Genomic DNA, 19,939 nt, shown 5'->3' on the forward strand with positions numbered 1-19,939 from the left:
ATTTATGAACGAACAACGCATGCGCCTCGCGCAATTGACCGACGTATTTGACACACAAACTGAGACCGAGTCGGCTCGTCTCGCCAAGACCGCACTCCGAAAAGTGACACAAAACGAGATTTGGATCGCGGTCTGTGGTCATTTCTCGGCCGGTAAGTCGACACTTCTCAACAATTGGCTCGGGGACGGTGTGTTACCGACGAGTCCGATTCCGACGAGTGCGAATATCGTGACGCTTCGACATGGGGAAATCGGGGCATCCGTCGCCGTCAACGATAAAGATTGGATTCGACTCGCGCCGGATGAGCTCGACCGTTTGAGCGACTACTGCAAAATCGAAGAGATTAAAGAAGTCGAGTACGCCCTGCCCCGCTTCCCGTTTGGAAGCGACGTCGTCCTCATGGACACGCCCGGAATCGACTCGACCGATGAACGGCACCGTCAAGCGACGGAACGCTCGCTCTTCCTCGCCGACCATCTGTTCTTCATGATGGACTACAATCACGTCCAATCCGAACAAAACATCAAACTGATGAAACAGTTTAGTGCTGAAGGGCGTCCCTACTCGATCATCATCAACCAAATCGATAAGCACGATGAAGGAGAGCTTCCATTCAGCACGTTCAAACGCTCGCTCGAGACCGCCTTCACCCGTCATGCGATCAATCCGGACGATATGTTCTACATCTCGCTCCGTGAGCTCGATCACCCGGAAAATGAGGTCGAACGCCTCCGGACGTACGTCCAAACCGTCATCGACGCCGCGCGGGAACATGCGGAAGCGCGCGCCGACTTGCTCGTTGACACGTTGCTCGCCCGGTCCACTGGTGCGCACGACGCGCTCCTGAACGAGTTGCCGGTCATCGAGAAGCAGCCGACGGAGATTCAAGCCCGCCTGCAACGTCTCGACAAAAAATCGATATGGCTCACCGCGTTCCGCCGCGAGTTCTTCAAACACCAGACACCGATTGTCGCGAGCGCGCCGATCATGAACTACGAGTTCCGCGAACTGTTGCGGGACTATCTCGAGAGTTGTGCGCCGGAGTTCAAGGTCGGCCTGTTCTTCTCAAAAGACAAGACGCGCCAGGAACGGCTGCGTCGCGAAGACATCGCCGTCAAGGAATTCAACCGGTTGATTGATACGAACCTTCGCCCCCACTTGATCAAGTACGCGGAAGACATCGTCCGCGATTTGAAACTGCCCGAGGCGATTTTGTCCCGTCCGGATACGTTACCGACTGCACCGAGCACGCTCATCAGTGACCAAGTGAAGTCCGGCGCATCGCTCAGCGGTGACACGGTGCTTCAATTCAGCCGCGACATCGAGTCGGCTCTCGCCTCTTGGGTGACGAAAGTGTCCGAACCGTGGGTCACGTCCGTCGAAACGTATCTTGAGGCCGAAGGTAAAGACCGAATCCATGCCATCGAGACCGAGCAAGACGAATTGTATGACATGCTCGACACGTTGGCGCTACAACGTCAGCTGGCCGAACAGAGAGACGAGCTCACCCATTACACGACACGTGACCTCTCGGATTCGCGTTTGACGGACCTTGAGACCCGTCACTACGTCACGGCCGACCAATTACCGCAGAAACAAGTCGAACATCAGCAACAAGAAGTTGCCTCGACCTCGATTCTGGTGGATGATATCACCGTTTTGTCGTTTGATTTTTCTTATGAATATGCGGTATGTGAAATATTAGAGAACCATTCGTTATTCAAGTCACGCGTCAAATCGCTCCGTCATAAATTGGCCCGGGCCGAATCCGAGACGTACACGCTCGCCATCTTCGGGGCGTTCTCGTCCGGCAAATCGTCGACGTTGAACGCGTTGCTCGGTGAGACGGTGCTCCCGACGTCACCGAATCCACTGACGGCGTCGATCACGAAAATCGTGCCGCCGAACGGCCGTGCCAACAAGAGCGCGTTGATCACTTTCAAGACACGTGCCGAACTCGAGGCCGAGCTGAACGGTTACGGGGCGTCACTCGACGCACTCCATCTCGACCACCCGTTCGTAAACGCCGTCAAGAACGCTCCCCTGTCCTATCTCGGTAGCCAGGAGACGGTCGACTATGACACGTTCTGCTCGTTCGTCACGGAGGAAGAGAAGAGCTGTATCGTCAAAGAGATCGAGCTCGCCATCGACTCCCCTTGGGCCGAGCGTGGCATCATCTTCGTCGACACGCCGGGTGCCGACTCGCAGTTCAACCGTCATAGCGAGGTGCAGTTCGGCTATATGCGTGACGCCGATGCTGTTTTATTTGTGACGTACTACAATCACGCTTTCACCGAGGCCGACCGTGAACTCGTCATCCAGCTCGGACGGGTCCAAGGGACAGGTGACCATCACATGTTCTTCCTCGTCAACGCATCAGATTTGGCGGCCGATGAGACGGAACGGCTTGCCGTCACTGATTATGTGTCGAACCAGTTGACGAAGCTCGGTGTCCGTCATCCGACGGTGCTACCGATTTCGAGCCGGAACGCCATCCAAGGCACGGACGCAGGATTCGAACGATTCTCGGCCAAGCTTGAGCAATTCGTCGACCACGATTTGCGTCAGGCGAACGCGGTCCGCATCAAAGATGAGGCACATGCCCTCGTCACCGCGTTCGAGGACGTCGTCCGCGAGGCCGAAGCGGATGCGAGCGTCAAGGCGGCCCGCCGTGACAAGCTCGAACAAGTGCGCACGTCTGACAATCGTCTCAACGTCACTACGCTCGAAGACCCGTTCAAGCGCGAGTCGGACGAGTTGCTCGCCCACCTCGAGACCCGCTCGCTCCTCCGGCTGTCGGACTTCGTCAAAGCGACGTTCCATCCGGTCGAGGTCGATGGGTCGAAGGCGAGCCTCGAGCGCGCCCTCAGCCGGACACTCGACAAGTATGCGTATGACATCCATCAAGAGCTGCAAGTGTTCCAATATCGGCTCGAGCGCTTCTTGAAACGGGAGACGGAACGCTTGATCGAGCGCGAGACGCTCAAACTGCGTCCGCTCTTGCCGACGTTGTCGTTCGAAGACGACATCGACATCGATTGGCTCCGCGACGCCGTCGACCCAATCACGTTCGAGGCGGCCCCTTTCCGTCCCGTCTTAAAGCACTATAAGAATGCGAACCAGTTCTTCGAAGGCGATGGCCGGACGAAGTTGCGCGACGACTTGAGCGCCCTCTTGAAGACGGCGGTGCGTGAACAGCTTGCGCGCGTCGGAAGTCATCAAGTCGAACGGACGGCGACGCACCTTGTCGCGCTCGAGACGACGCTCAGCCAGGACTGGGACCGTGAAGTGAACGACCTCGTCGCCGGTGAATTGAGCGTGCTCTCGGACGGACAATCGTTCCAAGACATGACACAGCGCCTCGCTGCGCTCAGAAAGGACTGAACGCATGGGTTCTTTGTTGCTCGTCGACCTGATTCCGGCCGTCATCATGACGGTCGCACTCGGCTTGTTTATTCGCCACCTGTATCTGAATAGAGAGTAGACTTTCAAGGATGGGACCGAGACCGGCCCCATCCTTTTTTCATGTCGTCATGAACGGATTTCAAACCACTCCTTGACGGTCCCATAGCTTTTCGACGTTCACGAGTTCATGTTGATCGAACGTCACTTTATATATGTCCGGCATATCGAGTTCTTTCCAGAACGTATAGACGTATTTGTCATCGAAGTAGTTCAACATCAATACCATGATATTCCCGTGCGTACCGATTGCGATTCGCTTTCCTTCGTATTGGTCGAGTAGTGCCTGAATCGCACGGACTCCCCGCTTTTGAGCGACAACGTTCGATTCGCCGCCTTCCCATGTAAAAGTAGGATCTTCCCACACTTTCGTCATCGCCAACGTGAAATCTTCCGCCGGTTTTGTCGTCAACATCCGTTCCCGCAAATCGTCCATGAGTAGCACTTCTGTTCCAAGCTGGTTAGCAATCCCTTGTACCGTTTGAATGGCTCGTTTATATGGGCTCGAGACGACGAGATCAATCTTTTCTTCACTCAAGGTGTTCGTGATATTACGGACGTCTCTCTCTCCCTTTTCAGATAAAGGTCTCGTCCACTCATCGGCTGTATATGTAGAGTGTGCATGTCTTACGAAATATAAGGTCGTCATGTCATCGTCTCCCGTTCTATGGATGTCATCATTCACTATCATTCCACTGAAACTTATTGTAAAATTATCCAGCGTGACTTCATTATAATCCTCAAAAAGAGGATAACGCCTTCACATTTTCTCGACGAAGACGAACATCGAAGTTGGAACAGTGAGAATATACCGTGCGAGTTCACGATGTTAGCCATAAAAATATAGGTTGATGGGAGAGGCAAACATGAGAAGCAGAATTCACATACTGGGCGCTTCGGGCTCTGGAACCTCAACACTTGGCGACGCGTTGGCGAACGTCCTGGCGCATACTCATCTGGATACGGACGATTATTTCTGGATCAACAAGTTCACCGAAACGAGACCCGTACCTGAACGACGCGAGATGCTCAAAGAAGAGTTGTTCCAATCTGAACGGTGGATTCTGTCAGGGTCACTTGTCGGCTGGGGCGACTGCTTCATGCCCTATTTTGATTTGGTTATCTTTTTATGGATTCCGCCCGACGTTCGTTTGGCCAGATTACAACAACGGGAGCTCGAGCGCTATGGAGCAGCGGCACTCGCTGGCGGCAACCTATACGAGCAATCACAAGCGTTTTTGAGATGGGCCGCCCTGTATGACCATGCCGGGACGGAAGTGAGAAGCAAGACGTTGCATGACCAATGGCTTGCTGAACTGTCTTGTCCCATCCTAAGAATCGAGGGCGACTACTCGACCGAGGAACGAATTGCGATGGTGCTGAATTTTCTAAAAGAGGATTATAGTCATCAAAAATGAACCCCGAGCACATGCTCGAGGCTCTTTGTTATGCGTCAGCCGGGTACCGCACGTCGATGCGCTGTCGGATATCGGTCATGACGTCCGCAAGTGTGTGCATATCGGCAAATGAATGAATCTCGGTCTCCCGCTCCCCTGCCTCAATCATGTTCACGAACGTCTGAATCTCATACGTCATGTGGCTCGCCTGTTCTAAGCCAAGTTCGACGGTCGTCCCGTCGCGGCCAACGAATGTCAAGCGATCGAGCGAACCGATATCGTCAATCACGATGCGCCCCGCTTCCCCGATAATCTCGGACGGGGCGTCCGTGCCATGGATCTTCGAGTGGAGCACGATGATGTCCATACCGTCATACGACAAGATGGCCGAACCACTGCCGTCGACACCTGACTCGAGCTTGACGGCGTTGGCATGTAAGCCTCTCGGTCGTCCAAACAGTTTCAAAGCCGGACCGAGGCAATAGACGCCAAGGTCCATCAGTGAACCGTTCGAGAATGCAGGATTAAACGTATTCGGGTTGTCCCCACGCTTATACAAGTCGTAGCGTGACGAGTATTGCGACTTGTTCAAGATGACACGCCGGACCGGTCCGACGCGATGGAGTTCTTGACGCAACACATCGAAGTTCGGCATGAATAGATTGCGGAGCGCTTCGAGCAAAACGACGTCATGTTCGTGCGCCGTCTCAAGCATCTGTCTGACTTCCTCGACGTTCGAGGCGAACGGTTTCTCACAGAGAACGTGTTTACCGTGACGCATAAAGAGCAGGCTCTGCTCGGCGTGGAGCGAGTTCGGGCTCGCGATATATACCGCATCAATCAACTCACTGGACGCCATCTCCTCGAGTGAGGTGAACGTATGTGAAATATCAAATTCTTCAGCGAACGTTTTCGCGCGCTCGTCTGTCCGGGAATAGACGGCGGACACGGATGCGCCTTCGACTTCATGGGTCGCTTCAATGAAAGAACGGGTGATAAAGTTCGTGCCGATAATACCGAATCGAATCATAGGAAAATCCCTCTTTTCTTTAAGTTGTGATGATTTTGCTAAGGACGATTTCGTCATGGAGCGGGATGCCGTGCTCACCGATAACGGGAATCGACGGTTTATGTAGCCTGGCCGCATCGACCGCACCCGGGATGATCCGTGCGAGGCGCCAGCCTCGGCGTTGGTAAAAGGAGAGCGCACGCAGGTTGTCGTTCGTCGTGATGAGCGACAGCCGTTCGAGCTGATGTTGCTTGGCCACTCTCTCCACTTCATCGAGGAGCGCCGAGCCGATGCCACGCTTCTCCTGGAGGCTGTCGAGCGAGATGATCTCAATCTCGTCTTCCCGAATGACATACGTGACGAGGCCGATGATGACGTTCGTTTCCGACCAGACAAACCCGTCAAGCGTGGCGCAGTCATACGTCCCGGTCGAGATCACCATCTCAGGTGTGCCCCAGGCATCGATAAAGAATGCACGGACCGCGTCAAAGAGGTAATCGGTTCAATCATCGCAAATCACTCCGCATCCCGGGCAAGTGACGGTTTTGATGCACTCGCCTCGGTGTAGATGCGGAACTGTTTGAACTGTTCATCGTAAATCAGGCGAATCGCCCATTTGAACGCCTTCACATATAGGGCATATAGCCAGGATGAAGGGATGAGTGAAATCCGAATCGTCACATCCGTCCCGTCCGTTGTCTCGCTCAACGTATACGTCGCAATCGACACCCCTTGATTCGTCACCGCCTGCACCTCGCATTCGTGAGGACGATTGACATGGGTCAACTCGGATTCGACCCGAATCTCTTTTTTCTCGAACTGTTGGACCGAGATGAACCGTTTTCCCGTCACGAGTGAGGCGTCACCGTCCTCATAAATATTTTCGATCAAATGGTCGTTCCATTTGATGATATGTTCGTCTTCTGCGAGACAAGCGAACGTGTGGTCAATCGGTGCGTCGATTGTCATCGTATACGTAGCCACTTCGAGTTGTTTCACATCAAATCCCCCTTAAGAAATCCCTTTCGGATAACGGATATACTGTCGTTGTCCCTCGATAATTGCTTTATTTTTATTGATCAAGTGGTCATAATTCAACTTAACCATTTGGTCAAAATCATTGGCCTCGAGCACGTCTAAGGCCTCCATGTTTTTTTGCATATTTTCTTTTCCGACAGCAATCCTTTTTATGAATTTCTTTTCTTGTCGAGACAGGCTGGACCATTCTTTCGTATTTTCGAGAAACGCCGCGAACGCTTGAATGTCTTCACCTTGACTCGTTAAAATCTTCAACGTTTGATATTGATAGATGTCTGCTAGCACGGCGAATTCTTTCATCTTAGACAAATCTGTGTCCGTAATGTGCTTTCGGATTAATACGTCATCGTTATAATACGCGGTATAGTCCTGAAGCATCTGATTAAACGTTTGTTGAATCTCCCAAAAGTGAGCAAACGCTTCTCTCCCCTGTTGAACCTGCGGGCTCGCGTTCATAATCGGAATGTCTAACGGTTTCGTGTAATAAGAGATCGGAATGTTTGCGCGGTCCGTCGCCATACGTGATAGGTTGCCGCTTAAATCGGCAAAATAAGACAGGTTCGGCTACGCAATTAACACTTCGTCCACGTTCTCTTCTCCGATTGTGAAGTAGGCGGTTGCCACCGATTGATTGTTTCGCGTAAAGCCTGCCATGTAGTATGGCGTTCCGTTAACCATTCAATAGACTGGATTGACAAACACGCCTTCGGTCCATTTCCTTTGTTTCTTCGCCTTTTTCATAAGTAATTTCGTTGTTTGATCCCACATCTTTGAATTTCCTCTTTTATGTCATGTTGATGATCTGTTCGTCGTTCCTTAGACTAACGAATGTGTAGTTGATTCGTGAATCGAACGGAAACGGATATGTAGCCACTTTGAGCTATTCGGACTCAGCGCTCCTACATCGGTATAGTAGCCCATTTTCTTTTCATAGAAACATTCTTAGGACCTCGCCCAAGACTAACCGTGGCGGCAGACTGTTAGCTGATTTAGAGAAGCTCTTTTTCAAAACAGACATACCGTTCATGCCCTTTCGGTTTCGAATCAAAATGGACGCTTCCACGTTCCACGTAGCCGTGTCCTTTGTAAAAGTTGCAGGCTTCCTCATTTCCTGAGAAGCTGTCGAGCCGGATGCTGGTGTAACCTTCCGCTTTTGCCAACTGTTCAGAGGCATGTAACAGGGCTTTTCCGCTACCTTGACCTTGCCGCTCCGGATGCACCATTAAGGAATGGATGACGAGCGGATGGTCGTGACGCCAGTGAATCGCCTCCCATTCGTGCGACTGCCATTGATCGAGTACAACGACTCCGAGCAACTCCTCACCGTGTTTCATGATATAGACAGAATCGTCTTTGATACATTCCTCAAAATAGGCGCGGTTCGGATACGTGTCGTCCCATTGAAAAATCTGTCGGGTGAGCAAATCGTATTTACAAGCGAGATACAGTTGTTCAATTGCAGTTAAATCTGATGGTTTGGCTAATGCGATTGTGTTCATTCCAATGCTCCGTTCTTTAGGGTGACTATCTTTTATTGATGATCCGCTCGTATTTTTTATACTCGTCGTGGTCCATGCTTAGACCGAGCAGCTCAGCGATTGTGTCTTGTCGCCACGTGGTGGGATTAAAATACTGCGAGCCCGTGTTGAACCAGCGCCCCTTTTGATCGAATCCCCACGTATACTTCACCCGGTCAAGCCCTTGCTGTAGAAGCATCTTTCCTTCTGCTGGATGGGCTCGCAAGCGATGTTCGCCGAGACGCATATATGGTTCGACGGCCCACGGGCATCGTTCAATCGCTCGTTGAACATATGTATAATCGAAACGATCGATGTCTCTCCTCGCCAACGCAATACATAGCAGGCCGCTCACTTCTTCCGGTCCTTGTTCGATGAGCGACTCTGCCAAAGCGACATCCTCGTCTGTGATGACAAAGTCATTCCAACCCGCCCAATATAAGGCGAGCGCGAAATAGAACGGGTCATTCGGATGAAACGTATAGGCAGTGAGACCGAAGCTATTCACCCGGGCAAAATCTTCGATGGTATCAATCAACTCATACCCGATGAGCATGTCCCATCGGCTGTTATCAGTCGGGTCCATCATCACATGATCAATCAACATCTGCTCGATGCCTCGGGTTTGTTGAAGGTAATGTTCAAGCTGTTTGAACTGGTTTGCCTCAACGTAGGCGTCGATGGGATCCATCATCGCCTGTTGCTCCACCGAGAGGGTCTCGTTGCCTGAATACAGCTCAAAGATATTCCCTATGTTATAATCATTCAAAGATGTGTTCTCCTCTCCCACGTCGCTTTCCACGATGAGCGCTAGTAATTCTGTCGATATGATTGCGTTTTTAGAAAAAGAATTTATCATATTCGTTGCTATATTTTCTTTAAAAAAGATATCACATTCGGTATTTGAAATAAAATTATTCAAAATACTCTAGAATGGTTTCTGGGTCATATTCCAACCCTACCAGCTCGCTCGACCAATCGAGGCCGCACAGCAGCTCATCATCCGACATGTTCGGCAACCAGCGTTCAAGGAATAGCTCGACCGGCAACTCGATCACATGATAGTCGGCCCATTCTTTAACCCGGCACGCGAGCGCAAGCTCTCGTGACGAAAAGAATAACAAGACGTCTGTGTCTTCGACGTGCGATGGTGCGTACGCCCACCCCTCGTCTTGCTCCGCAGATAATCCGAAGACGAGTCCATTCTCCTCGACTCGTTCGCAAAACGTCTCGAGCACGTCGCTTTCCGCCTGCGTCACTTCGACGAACGCCTCAAACGAAAGCGCCGCCACCTGGAGTTCGTCTAACTCGTGCCACCAGACGTAAATCGTCTCCCGGTCGTCTTTTAGAAAACCGAGCTCATCACCGGATCCGTTCGTCGCAAGCGTCACGAACCCATGCGGTAACTCCTCTTGTTTCAATTCGTTGGCTCGAATGACGTCATCCCATGTCTTATTGAAAAACCGCTCGTCCTTGGTCGGATAAAAGAACCAATCCCCAAGTTCGAACTTGTTCTCATGACCCCATGCGTCACGTAAGCCGTCCGGGAAGCGTGACCCCACTTGTTACTCTACCTGTTCAATCGTTTCGACCGAAATTCCTGAAAGATTCGTATCAAGCCTCATCTCATCGCCTTCTTTCTAACATCAATAACATGAGTATACTGAATTTACAAAAAAGAGGGAATTGATTCCGACAAGTTGATTCAATAATGATCACGATTCTGTTGCGCCAAACGTTTGTAAAACGTAAAAAAGGACCTATAGACAAGGTCCATCGTCACGAGAAATCATTCGGTTGTAAGTTGTAACTTCTTAGTCGATTCAACGACTACCTATATGCGTCATCACTCGTTAACGAGCTGAACGCCGCTCACTTCATAATCACCGATTTGAATGAAGTGGAACCGTTCACCCTCCCCTAACCCTCTAGCAGTTCCCGAAAACTCAGCTACAACGTCAGGGCGTTTGCGTGCACCGAACGGCCACTTGTACAACAACCCGTCTTTTACGAAGTAGCCGACCTGTCCTTGAATCGTCAGCGCCGAACTGTCGTGAAGTCGCTTCGGCGTCTTATACTTGTTGAGTCGACCGGTTAAATCAACATGAATCAAGTCATACCAAATCGACGGACAGAACCATACCTCGGTTTGATTTGCTTGCAACAATTCGCAGTCGACAATGGTCGGCGGACGTACAAAATCTGACTGATAGCGTTGTAACACTTCCCCTGTCCTCGAGAAACAGACGAGTGCCTCGGTGGATATCCCTTCCCCGAACACCCCTTCATCGGCATAGCCGATCCAAATCCCCGTGTCGTTGACGGCGACCGCTCCGATGGCGTTGCCCGCATGGAACGAATGAAGTATCGACCCTCGCCCATCGATAACCCAGGCGTTGCCGGGTGTACCTTCGTGCGTCACATCGACGACGAGAAACGTTTCTGAATCAAGTAGACGGATGAATGGCGAACTCAAATGAAACGGCAGTCGTATCATTCGCTCATTCCAATAGACGACCTGGCCATCCTGATTCACCAGAACAATCACTTCACCACCTGATAAATCGGCATCAAATACTCTTGATTCATCGGTTATAAATATCCTCTCAATCTGCAGTTTCATCCAGTTTCACCTCCCATATTCACCGCTATCTTGTTGTTCAATCGAACACGATGAATCGTTTATACGTTTACTCAACGAGCTAGACGGTCTTGATACTGCTCGAGCCTTCTGCGGAAGCGGTCAACTTCTTTCGGTGTCACCGAATCTGTCATTCCATAGCGCTCTTCCAAATATGGCTTGAAATCGATGTCCGTCAATTCGATGCGCCGTGCCCACTCTAAAACCGTTTCTGTCGGCAACCATTTCTTCGCCGGCGGTAACGCCTGATTGAACGTGATGAGCGCGTCTCGAATCGTCACACCGGTCCAAGCCGGTTCTTCGACACTCGTCATCGAGCTCGGGACTGAATGACGCGAGAACGTCCGCGTCGTGAACGAAGCTGTTTCGTCAGCTTGCTTGCGGTGCTGAAAACGAATGTTAGCGGCAAAAATCAGTACGCTAAGCAATACACAGGCTAGTATCAACACCCAATAGAAGAGGCCATCGCCTCGTTCGATGACGGTAGTCACAGAATCAATCGTATAATCCAAATAGTCCAGTTTCAGACGAGACTGTTCTTCTTCTTTCGGTATCCTCATCTTTCCTTCGGACGACTCCATCAAATACTCAGATTCTGCCGGTGTCGGTCGCAACTTTAACCCCGAGGTCGGAGGCTCATACCACCATTCCATCAACAAGCTGATGAGACGAAGTCCAATAAAGACCGCTCCTACTGTCAGCACTGCGGTCAAACCAAGCCGAATCATCCAACGCATGTTGTCGCCTCCTCTAGGGATGACTTACATCACATTGTATCATTGGACGTTTCCACTTGGAATAATCATTCAGCACGACTCTAGTCATCGTTTTACAGAAGATGCATCTTAGCGACCTGACTTGTTGGCCGCAGCTTTAGAATCTCGGTCGCTAATTCGTTCGCTTCATCATCCGTCATTAATTTGTCGGGAATCGCATTGAAAAAGAGCAAGTATTCCTTTAGATCTATGCGACTAGAATCAAGCACGACAGCACGTTTCGCATGTTCGTAGGCCCGTTCATAGGCATGAGGATGGTGACAGAACGGTTGGCTCATGAGAAGCGACGCAGCCTCTTCCCAATCCGCAGTCTGCTCAACTTGAATCTGATCGCATACGATTTCGTAGACCGCTAAATCATCCGTATCAAACGCAACTTCAAGAAATGTATCTAACACCACTTCGTGAGCGAGCGGCTTCACTAGACGTTGAACGGTCGCTCGGTCATTTGAGAGGATCGCCTTGTGTAGTTGTTTTTTCAGGCTCATTTGAACGCTTGCCCCTTCCTTGATGATTCATCAACGCTCTTTTTTTCATTCATTTCCGTTTAAAACCTAGCGCGATGGAACGAAGAATCCTCGATTTGTTTCCGCAACTATCACACGCTATAATCATTGGCTCATCACCATAACACGTGGTTGCTATTTTAACGACCAAGCTCGAAGCGTAATCTCAAAAAGAAACGTTCGAGGTTTCGGTAGCCATAACCACGGCGTTTGATAAGCTTGATTTTGTTGTTCGTTCCTTCCATCTTTCCGTTCGATAGACTGGACACGATTGTTCGACGTATCGCTTCCTCTCGGTTCTGGATCGATTTCGCGATCTTCGCCAGAGGCCCGCAAGGATGGGACTGATAACGATCCAACCAATCGGTCAGTCGACGTTTCGCCTGTCCATGGCACGTGGCCTTCAGCACATATCGAATATGTTGAAGTCCTTGATAGAGGTCCCGGGTGAACGGATCTTCCCGAAGGCAAGAATCGGCGACCTCCCGGTCTTCGGGGGACTGGATTGTCAACACTTAACTAGACATTTTTTAAGAGGTCTCTTTTTTTGTATTCTTTCGGTGTCAGGTAACCTAATGTCCCATGGATTCTGATGTGATTGAACCAATGTATGTAATCACGTAATTCACGGTCGAGAACCGTCAGATTCGGGAAAGTCTGCTTCTTGACGAACTCGATTTTGAGAACCTTGTACGTCGCCTCTGACACTGCGTTGTCGTAAGGACACCCCTTGTCACTGAGCGAACGACGGATCCCGAAGCTACGCAACGTGTCGCTCACGAGTTTGTTGTTGAACTCGCTCCAACGGTCGGTGTGAAACATGCCCACCCGACGGAGGTCAGCTGGAATTGTTGCGATCGCCCGGGCCACCAGGTCCGCATCCTTGCGTTCGCCGACGCTATGTCCGATGATTTCCCGATTGAATAGGTCGACAAATACACAGACATAGTTCCATTTGTTTTGGACCCTGACGTATGTCAAATCGCTCACGATGACCGACAGTTCCTTTTCCTGACGGAACTCACGATTCAGCTCGTTTTTCACCGTGGACTCGTTAGGATTGCTTCGTTTCGGTTTGAATTGTGCGACGGTGTAGGAGGACACGAGCCCCTGCTCATTCATGATGCGTCCGATGCGTCGGCGTGACACACGCTTCCCTATACGCTGTAGCTCGACCTTGATCTTGCGCGTCCCATAATTGTCACGACTGCGGCGGAAAATCTCGATGACATCACCGGTCACCTCTTGGATTCGTAGTAGAAGGTGCTTCTTGATAGTTTCAGGACTTTACACATTGCTGATACCGAGTATTTGTGCATATTGTTCTTGATGACAGTTACTTTCGTCCTATGATCAGCGTGGCTTGCTTTAAAATGTCGTTCTCCATCTCGAGCTGCCTCACTTGCTTGCGCAGGTCACGGAGTTCACGGGCCTCGTCGCTCAGGTTGTCCTCTGCCTTGAACGAACCGGTCGTATGGCTCTGGTTGATCCAACGTCCCAGTGCCGATGGTGTCAAATCGTACTCGCGAACGATATCGATCCTCGGCTTCCCGTTGAGATAGAGCTGGACGACCTGTTCTTTAAATTCATCTGTGTAAACGCGGTGCGCTCTCTTTGTCATGTCTAATGTTCTCCTCGTGTTCATAATTTGTTTCAGTCTAATCGACCTCTTCATTTATGTCCAATTGAGTGTAGCCCATCCATCGCTTCCGACACGGTCACGCATGGAACGTCGGTATACTCTGGATTGAGCTGGATGTCCCACGTCAAAGATGCTTCTCTTGTGATTTGACGTTCGTGTATGACTACGGTCTCGGGCTCGTCCGCACCTCCACCGAGGTGTTCCGGAAAGGCATCGCAGAACGTTGCCACGGTAGGACGATCTCAGATGTAGCGCGTGAATACGGATTACCTTACACGACGGTGGAACGATGGTTTTATCGGTACGCCTCAGTAGAGACAGAGAAGCATACGACAGACGTCCTCATCGACGAGTTCGCCACACGAAAAGGACATCACTATGCGACAATCGCCCTCGATGCGGAGAGTGGTCGGCTCCTGTCCATTGTCCCGGGAAGGGACGTCACGGCCATCACGGCTGCACTCCAAGGCATAGCCGGAGACATCCGTTCTGTCGTCAGTGACTTTGCACCGGCAATGGCGAAGGCCGTCGCACATGTCTTCCCGGATGCGAAACATGTGCTGGATCGTTTCCATCTCATCTAGTTCTTCACGGACGCCCTTCGCCGTCGGCGTCGTTTTTTGAACGAGGTGAAACGTCACCATCATGTCCGTGTGATTGACCGTGCTCTCGCCTGTCGTCCGGAGACGCTGTCCCCCGAAGACCGGGAGGTCGCCGATTCTTGCCTTCGGGAAGATCCGTTCACCCGGGACCTCTATCAAGGACTTCAACATATTCGATATGTGCTGAAGGCCACGTGCCATGGACAGGCGAAACGTCGACTGACCGATTGGTTGGATCGTTATCAGTCCCATCCTTGCGGGCCTCTGGCGAAGATCGCGAAATCGATCCAGAACCGAGAGGAAGCGATACGTCGAACAATCGTGTCCAGTCTATCGAACGGAAAGATGGAAGGAACGAACAACAAAATCAAGCTTATCAAACGCCGTGGTTATGGCTACCGAAACCTCGAACGTTTCTTTTTGAGATTACGCTTCGAGCTTGGTCGTTAAAATAGCAACCACGTGTTATGGTGATGAGCCTGAATTATAAAATTAAGTGCAACACTTGAACGTGAACGCAAAAAAAGCCCACAGCGATGGCCTCGTTTAGAATGAAGTTACGACACAAACATTCAGACGGAGGAATCGCTATGAGCTACACCCATCTTACCACAACGGAGCACGTGAAAATAGAGACCTATCTGGAGCTCGGGATGTCCATCCGGTCCATCGCGAGACGGCTCGGGCGACAGCCCTCGACCGTCTCGCGGGAGATCAGACGGAACCCCGGCTACGAGTCAGGACGTGCGCAGAAACGCTACGAGAAGGCGAAAACCCATTGCGGCGCCAAGACGAAGCTCGACGACACGATGCGCCGGACGATCGTCGAGAAGCTGCGTGCGACCTGGTCCCCGGAACAGATCGTCGGCCGCCTCTACGCAGGAAAAATTGCCTTCTCCACCATCTACCGTTGGATCTACGCGGGACGGATCGACGTGCCCCTGACCGTGCTCCGCCAGAAAGGAAAACGTCAAAAGCCGACCGAGACGCGCGGGCGCATCAACATCGGACTCCCCATCTCGCAACGACCGCCAGAGGTCAAGGGGCGCCGGACGTTCGGGCACTGGGAGCTCGACACCGTCGTCTCCGGACGAGGGAAGTCGAAGGCGTGCGTCGCGACGGTCATCGAGCGGAAGAGCCGGTTCTATCTCGCCCTGCCGATCGCGGACCGCACCGCGGCCTCGATGGAGGGGGCGATCCATGCGGTGCACGGCGCCTTCCCGGACGGCACGTTCGAGACGGCGACGACGGACCGTGGCAAGGAGTTCAGCGGTCACGAGCGCATCCAGGCGTCACTCGGTGTGCCGATGTATTTCGCCGACCCGTACGCATCGTGGCAACGGGGGAGCAACGAGAACGCCAACGGGCTCCTCCGCGAGTTCTTCCCGAAAGGAACGGACTTCGCGCAGGTGGCGCATGACGAACTCGCGGACGCACTGGCCAAAATCAACGGGCGACCAAGGAAGTGCCTGAACTGGAAAACCGCACACGAGGCCTTCACCGAGGAAGTGTTGCGCTTAATTTGACAAACCATCTTATCATAAAATCCGTTTGTGAAAAAACTATGCATTTTTTGATTAAATCTCTTGTCAATTTTTGAAATGAATTTGATATACTTTTTTGTAATATAGTGATGCTATACTCCTTTTAACAAATCGTTCGTCACTGTATCTTTATCTTTAAAGGAGTACAACTAATGAAAAACAAGGTAATACTTATCGCTTCTAGTGTCTTACTCACAACAACTTTTTCGATGCATAGTCCAAAAGTCGAAGCAAGTAGTGCATATAACGTAAAAGTGAAGACAGACGATCTTCGTGTTCGGACTGGTCCTTCTCTCAATCACAAAATTGTCGGCATCACTAACACTGGGCAGACCTTTTCTTATTTGGGAAAAAAAGGAGCTTGGACAAAAGTACTTTACAAAGGAAACACACGGTATATCTATAGTTCTTACCTAAAAAAATATAAGAGCCACGTTGCCAAAAAAACATCATATAATAACTCTCTTTTTGCTTCTCCTACAGAAGGTCGGCTGACCCAAGGATACGGAAACTCTAATGGTGCTTACGGTTATACATTCCATAATGGCGTTGATCTAGCTGCAGCAAAAGGCACACCCGTCTACGCTTCTGCCAGTGGAAAAGTCATTACATCTAAAAACAGCGGTGCATACGGTAAACACGTTATGATTTCACATAGTCTACAGAATCAAAAATACGTAACCGTTTATGCTCATATGAACAGCCTTTCGGTAAAAAGTGGTCAGACAGTCTCTAAAGGTATGAAGATTGGAACAGTTGGGAATACAGGAAACTCGTTCGGAAATCATTTGCACTTTGAGATTCATAAAAACAGTTATAAATACAGCAGTTATTCTGCAGCGAATAGTGTCAACCCAATGAACTATTTGTAACCTAAAAAAAAAGAAAAGATTAGACTGACCTAGCTATATGAGACACTAATAAAAATACCTTGATTAGGCTACCGCCACACCATATTTTATCGGTGTGAGGTAGCCTAATTTTTCTTGGCTACGTTCTTCGTTGTAGTAAGTTAAGTAATTATTCACCCGCTCACGCACTTCATAGTCGCTTAACGAGTTGAACTTGACGTACTGGAACACCTCAGACTTCAAGTTCGAATGAAACGATTCGATCACCGCATTATCCCAACAGTTGCCTCTTCGAGACATGCTGCTCGTCAGATACTTCCTCTTTACGAAATCTTGAAAGGCATATGATGTATAGACACTTCCTTGATCTGAATGGATGATAACCCCTTCGGGATTGTTCCGACTCTCCAACGCCATCCTTAACGTATCGATGACGAGGGGCGTCTGTTGATGATCGTATAGCTTATAGGCAACAATCTCATTGTTGAATAGGTCGATGATCGTGGAGAGGTACTTCGTCGTGCCCCCGTATTGGATGTAGGTGATGTCCGTCACCCACTTCTTATTCGGTCTACTGGCAGTGAAGTCTCGCTTGAGAAGGTCAGGGGCGATGACGATGCTCTCACCCTGAGACTTCCATTTTCGTTTGGGTTTGATCCGACACTGGAGATGGTGTTTCTTCATGATTCTCTATACGGTGTTCCGGTTTGCTGTTAACTCATAGTTTTGCTCTAACAGAGCCTTTATCTTTCGATGTCCATATCGATATTTCGTATGCTTACATACTTCGACGATTGCTTGCTCTAGCACCGAAGGGTGCTTCACCGGTTCTCTGACCCAACGGTAATAGGTTGCCCGTGGCACGTCTAGGACACGTAGGATCGCCGTAATCGTATATTTCCTCTTCAGGAGCTCTACAGTCTTTAGGGCTACTTCTTTCTCAACTCTCTTTCGATCTCCATGAATTTTTTTAAGATTTCGTTCTCCGTCTTCAGGTGGGATAGTTGACGCTCTTTCTTGTCATCCTCGCTGGCGGAATCAGGACCAAGTCCGTAGGTGTACTGCTTACCGATCGGCTGGTCAAATCGATAGATTTCATTGGACCGATACCATCTCATCCATGTGTGGATTTGGGACTCGCTTTTGATTCCGTGTTTCTCCATGATCTCTCTATTCGTCAACTCACCGCTCAGTTTGTCTTTCACCACTGCCCATTTCACTTCACCTGAATATACGTTTTTGCCCACGCAAAAACACCTCCGATGCTAGCACTTTTTTTAAGTGTACCACTGCGAAGGTGTTTTTATATTGTCTCAAAAATTTAGGTTAGCCCAATAGGCCGCATGACATATGTGTGTTTTTCACCACTGATTCGATTTCTTTAGGTCGGCGTGACGGGCTCCTTTAATAACTTTTTCAGAAAAGATAAATGGAAAGAACAACTTTGCTCTTTCCTACAATTTCAGCCAAGTGTTAATAATTATTTATACATCGCACGTCTTCATGCTTAGTTTTGGGATGACAGGGCTTCTGCGGTTCGGATTCCACTACAATCCAACGCCCTCGGCTGAATTGAATCCAAAGGACGATCGCCTTAAAGACGATGTCTAGACCGATGGCGATCCACACTCCTGCAATGCCCATCTGCATCTGAATCGCCAATACATATACTGCCCCAGTCCGGATCACCCACATACCGATCGTGGTCAGATACATTGGAAACTTCGTATTGTTCGCTCCTTGGAATCCACCGGTCAATACAAGGACAACTGCTAGGAAAGGCTGGAAGACCGCTGCTATTTTTAACGCGACATCGATGTCTTTGATGACTTGGGGATCGTCGGTGAAAAGTGAACCTGCCCATCCTCCGAAGAAGAATAAGACGACCCCGAATAAGGACATGAAGCCCATCGCCATGAACGTGCTCAATCTGGCATATTCTTTGGCGGTCTCGTGGTCTCCCGCTCCGATGTTGCGACCGACGAGAATGGTTGCTGCTGTCGCGAAACCATATGCCAACATATAAGAGAAAACCTCTAGATTCCCTGCAATTTGATGCGCGGCGAAGGTGTTCGTCCCGAGTACCACGATGAATCCGAAATACACGATCTGTCCGGCTCTCATGACCAATCGCTCGATAGCCGCCGGGCTTCCAAGGTTCACGAGCTCCAACTGGTGTTCGAGATCCGGTCTCCAGAAATCTTTCCTGAAGGCGATCACTTCCGTCTTACGAATATAGTTCATCAATAAGAGCGTCCCGACGAGCCGGGCGATGACGGTCGCGAGTGCCGCTCCGACGAGACCAAGTTCGGGGATGATCCAAAAACCGAAAATCAACATATAGTCGAGCACAATATTGACGACATTGATGACGATGCTCACCTTCATCGGTGATTTTGTATCTCCCGCACCTCGTAAGATACTACTGAGCACAAACATCAATGCCATCACGATCGATGGGATCCCGACAATTTTGAAGTAGGTGCTACCAGCTTCTAAAACGTCATTCTCCACCCCCATCAACCGCAGGAGAGGCTCAGCGAAAAATAGCGTCACGACCCCAAAGGTCACCCCGACCACGACAGATAGGACGATGGCCTGCTGCGCGATATGTCTCGCGCGCTCGATTCGTTCTGAGCCTAAGTTATTGGCGACATAAACGTTTACTGCCACACCGATTGCCATAAAGACAGCAAAGTAGATGGCGAGGATGGCATTCGTCACTCCTACCGCTGACACTTCTGCTAGGCCGATTCTTGAGACGAACAGCGTATCGACAAATCCGAGCAACGTTTGGAAAAAATTCTCGGCAATCGCTGGTAACGCGAGTAGAAGGATGAATTTCATCTTGGTTTTTCGATCACCATGAGTGTCCAGCCGCTCACTTTCTATCATCTGAGTCCTCTCCTTCGAAAATTATGCTTACAACGATTACAGGAAAGCGACCCAACGA

General features: G+C 50.3%; 16 protein-coding genes and 4 pseudogenes. 5 read left to right on the forward strand and 15 right to left on the reverse strand.

Annotation, left to right across the window (positions count from 1 at the left end):
* The first annotated feature begins 4 nt into the window (after positions 1–4).
* Entirely contained in the window at positions 5–3,385 is a 3,381-nt protein-coding gene (locus tag KB235_RS09245; protein WP_211779475.1) for a dynamin family protein, read from the forward strand.
* A 160-nt stretch (positions 3,386–3,545) separates the two neighbouring features.
* Here KB235_RS09245 and KB235_RS09250 read toward each other — a convergent pair whose 3' ends face one another.
* On the reverse strand, positions 3,546–4,112 hold the full coding sequence (locus tag KB235_RS09250; protein ID WP_211779476.1) for a histidine phosphatase family protein: 567 nt from the start codon (positions 4,110–4,112) through the stop codon (positions 3,546–3,548).
* A 217-nt stretch (positions 4,113–4,329) separates the two neighbouring features.
* Between KB235_RS09250 and KB235_RS09255 the strand changes: the two genes are divergently transcribed.
* On the forward strand, positions 4,330–4,881 hold the full coding sequence (locus KB235_RS09255; protein ID WP_211779477.1) for a P-loop NTPase family protein: 552 nt from the start codon (positions 4,330–4,332) through the stop codon (positions 4,879–4,881).
* Positions 4,882–4,909: 28 nt separating this feature from the next.
* Here KB235_RS09255 and KB235_RS09260 read toward each other — a convergent pair whose 3' ends face one another.
* The 12 genes and pseudogenes from KB235_RS09260 to KB235_RS09315 form a co-directional block, all read right to left on the reverse strand.
* Entirely contained in the window at positions 4,910–5,890 is a 981-nt protein-coding gene (locus KB235_RS09260) for a Gfo/Idh/MocA family protein (protein WP_211779478.1), read from the reverse strand.
* A gap of 19 nt (positions 5,891–5,909) precedes the next feature.
* Positions 5,910–6,350, reverse strand: a pseudogene (locus KB235_RS09265) (GNAT family N-acetyltransferase); the annotation flags it as partial.
* Between the two features lie 35 nt (positions 6,351–6,385).
* On the reverse strand, positions 6,386–6,868 hold the full coding sequence (locus KB235_RS09270; RefSeq protein WP_211779480.1) for an SRPBCC family protein: 483 nt from the start codon (positions 6,866–6,868) through the stop codon (positions 6,386–6,388).
* A 12-nt stretch (positions 6,869–6,880) separates the two neighbouring features.
* On the reverse strand, positions 6,881–7,426 hold the full coding sequence (locus KB235_RS09275; protein ID WP_211779481.1) for a hypothetical protein: 546 nt from the start codon (positions 7,424–7,426) through the stop codon (positions 6,881–6,883).
* A gap of 470 nt (positions 7,427–7,896) precedes the next feature.
* Positions 7,897–8,406, reverse strand: coding sequence for a GNAT family N-acetyltransferase (locus KB235_RS09280; RefSeq protein ID WP_211779482.1), 510 nt, complete (start codon positions 8,404–8,406; stop codon positions 7,897–7,899).
* A 25-nt stretch (positions 8,407–8,431) separates the two neighbouring features.
* The gene (locus tag KB235_RS09285; RefSeq protein WP_211779483.1) at positions 8,432–9,193 is read right to left on the reverse strand and encodes a hypothetical protein; all 762 of its coding nucleotides are present in this window, start codon (positions 9,191–9,193) and stop codon (positions 8,432–8,434) included.
* Between the two features lie 145 nt (positions 9,194–9,338).
* A complete protein-coding gene (locus KB235_RS09290) occupies positions 9,339–9,986 on the reverse strand; it encodes a DUF2750 domain-containing protein (RefSeq protein WP_211779484.1) in 648 nt (215 codons plus the stop codon).
* 284 nt (positions 9,987–10,270) lie between these two features.
* Positions 10,271–11,047 (reverse strand): hypothetical protein, encoded by a 777-nt coding sequence (locus KB235_RS09295; RefSeq protein ID WP_211779485.1) that lies wholly within the window; start codon positions 11,045–11,047, stop codon positions 10,271–10,273.
* A gap of 71 nt (positions 11,048–11,118) precedes the next feature.
* On the reverse strand, positions 11,119–11,802 hold the full coding sequence (locus tag KB235_RS09300) for a hypothetical protein (protein ID WP_211779486.1): 684 nt from the start codon (positions 11,800–11,802) through the stop codon (positions 11,119–11,121).
* A gap of 92 nt (positions 11,803–11,894) precedes the next feature.
* A complete protein-coding gene (locus tag KB235_RS09305; RefSeq protein ID WP_051627722.1) occupies positions 11,895–12,329 on the reverse strand; it encodes a hypothetical protein in 435 nt (144 codons plus the stop codon).
* A gap of 158 nt (positions 12,330–12,487) precedes the next feature.
* Positions 12,488–12,862, reverse strand: coding sequence for a transposase (locus tag KB235_RS09310; RefSeq protein ID WP_211779487.1), 375 nt, complete (start codon positions 12,860–12,862; stop codon positions 12,488–12,490).
* A gap of 4 nt (positions 12,863–12,866) precedes the next feature.
* Positions 12,867–13,968 (reverse strand): annotated as a pseudogene (locus KB235_RS09315) (IS3 family transposase).
* A gap of 218 nt (positions 13,969–14,186) precedes the next feature.
* Here KB235_RS09315 and KB235_RS15695 point away from each other — a divergent pair.
* The 3 genes and pseudogenes from KB235_RS15695 (at position 14,187) to KB235_RS09335 (ending at position 17,007) form a co-directional block, all read left to right on the forward strand.
* A pseudogene (locus KB235_RS15695) lies at positions 14,187–15,041 on the forward strand (ISL3 family transposase).
* 140 nt (positions 15,042–15,181) lie between these two features.
* The gene (locus KB235_RS09330; RefSeq protein WP_211780946.1) at positions 15,182–16,117 is read left to right on the forward strand and encodes an IS30 family transposase; all 936 of its coding nucleotides are present in this window, start codon (positions 15,182–15,184) and stop codon (positions 16,115–16,117) included.
* Positions 16,118–16,287: 170 nt separating this feature from the next.
* A complete protein-coding gene (locus KB235_RS09335) occupies positions 16,288–17,007 on the forward strand; it encodes a peptidoglycan DD-metalloendopeptidase family protein (protein WP_211779490.1) in 720 nt (239 codons plus the stop codon).
* A gap of 63 nt (positions 17,008–17,070) precedes the next feature.
* Here KB235_RS09335 and KB235_RS09340 read toward each other — a convergent pair.
* Both KB235_RS09340 and KB235_RS09345 read right to left on the reverse strand, forming a co-directional pair.
* A pseudogene (locus KB235_RS09340) lies at positions 17,071–18,233 on the reverse strand (IS3 family transposase).
* 226 nt (positions 18,234–18,459) lie between these two features.
* Positions 18,460–19,881, reverse strand: coding sequence for an MATE family efflux transporter (locus KB235_RS09345; protein ID WP_211779491.1), 1,422 nt, complete (start codon positions 19,879–19,881; stop codon positions 18,460–18,462).
* Positions 19,882–19,939: the final 58 nt, after the last annotated feature.

The sequence above is a fragment of the Exiguobacterium alkaliphilum genome (assembly GCF_018138125.1).
Classification (GTDB): Bacteria; Bacillota; Bacilli; order Exiguobacteriales; family Exiguobacteriaceae; genus Exiguobacterium; species Exiguobacterium alkaliphilum.

Bases quoted from the DNA above. Each gene is read 5' to 3' on its own strand.
- KB235_RS09245 (WP_211779475.1), top strand. From the start codon at position 5: ATGAACGAACAACGCATGCGCCTCGCGCAATTGACCGACGTATTTGAC.
- KB235_RS09250 (WP_211779476.1), bottom strand. From the start codon at position 4,112: ATGACGACCTTATATTTCGTAAGACATGCACACTCTACATATACAGCC.
- KB235_RS09255 (WP_211779477.1), top strand. From the start codon at position 4,330: ATGAGAAGCAGAATTCACATACTGGGCGCTTCGGGCTCTGGAACCTCA.
- KB235_RS09260 (WP_211779478.1), bottom strand. From the start codon at position 5,890: ATGATTCGATTCGGTATTATCGGCACGAACTTTATCACCCGTTCTTTC.
- KB235_RS09275 (WP_211779481.1), bottom strand. From the start codon at position 7,426: ATGGCGACGGACCGCGCAAACATTCCGATCTCTTATTACACGAAACCG.
- KB235_RS09280 (WP_211779482.1), bottom strand. From the start codon at position 8,406: ATGAACACAATCGCATTAGCCAAACCATCAGATTTAACTGCAATTGAA.
- KB235_RS09295 (WP_211779485.1), bottom strand. From the start codon at position 11,047: ATGAAACTGCAGATTGAGAGGATATTTATAACCGATGAATCAAGAGTA.
- KB235_RS09300 (WP_211779486.1), bottom strand. From the start codon at position 11,802: ATGCGTTGGATGATTCGGCTTGGTTTGACCGCAGTGCTGACAGTAGGA.
- KB235_RS09305 (WP_051627722.1), bottom strand. From the start codon at position 12,329: ATGAGCCTGAAAAAACAACTACACAAGGCGATCCTCTCAAATGACCGA.
- KB235_RS09330 (WP_211780946.1), top strand. From the start codon at position 15,182: ATGAGCTACACCCATCTTACCACAACGGAGCACGTGAAAATAGAGACC.
- KB235_RS09335 (WP_211779490.1), top strand. From the start codon at position 16,288: ATGAAAAACAAGGTAATACTTATCGCTTCTAGTGTCTTACTCACAACA.
- KB235_RS09345 (WP_211779491.1), bottom strand. From the start codon at position 19,881: ATGATAGAAAGTGAGCGGCTGGACACTCATGGTGATCGAAAAACCAAG.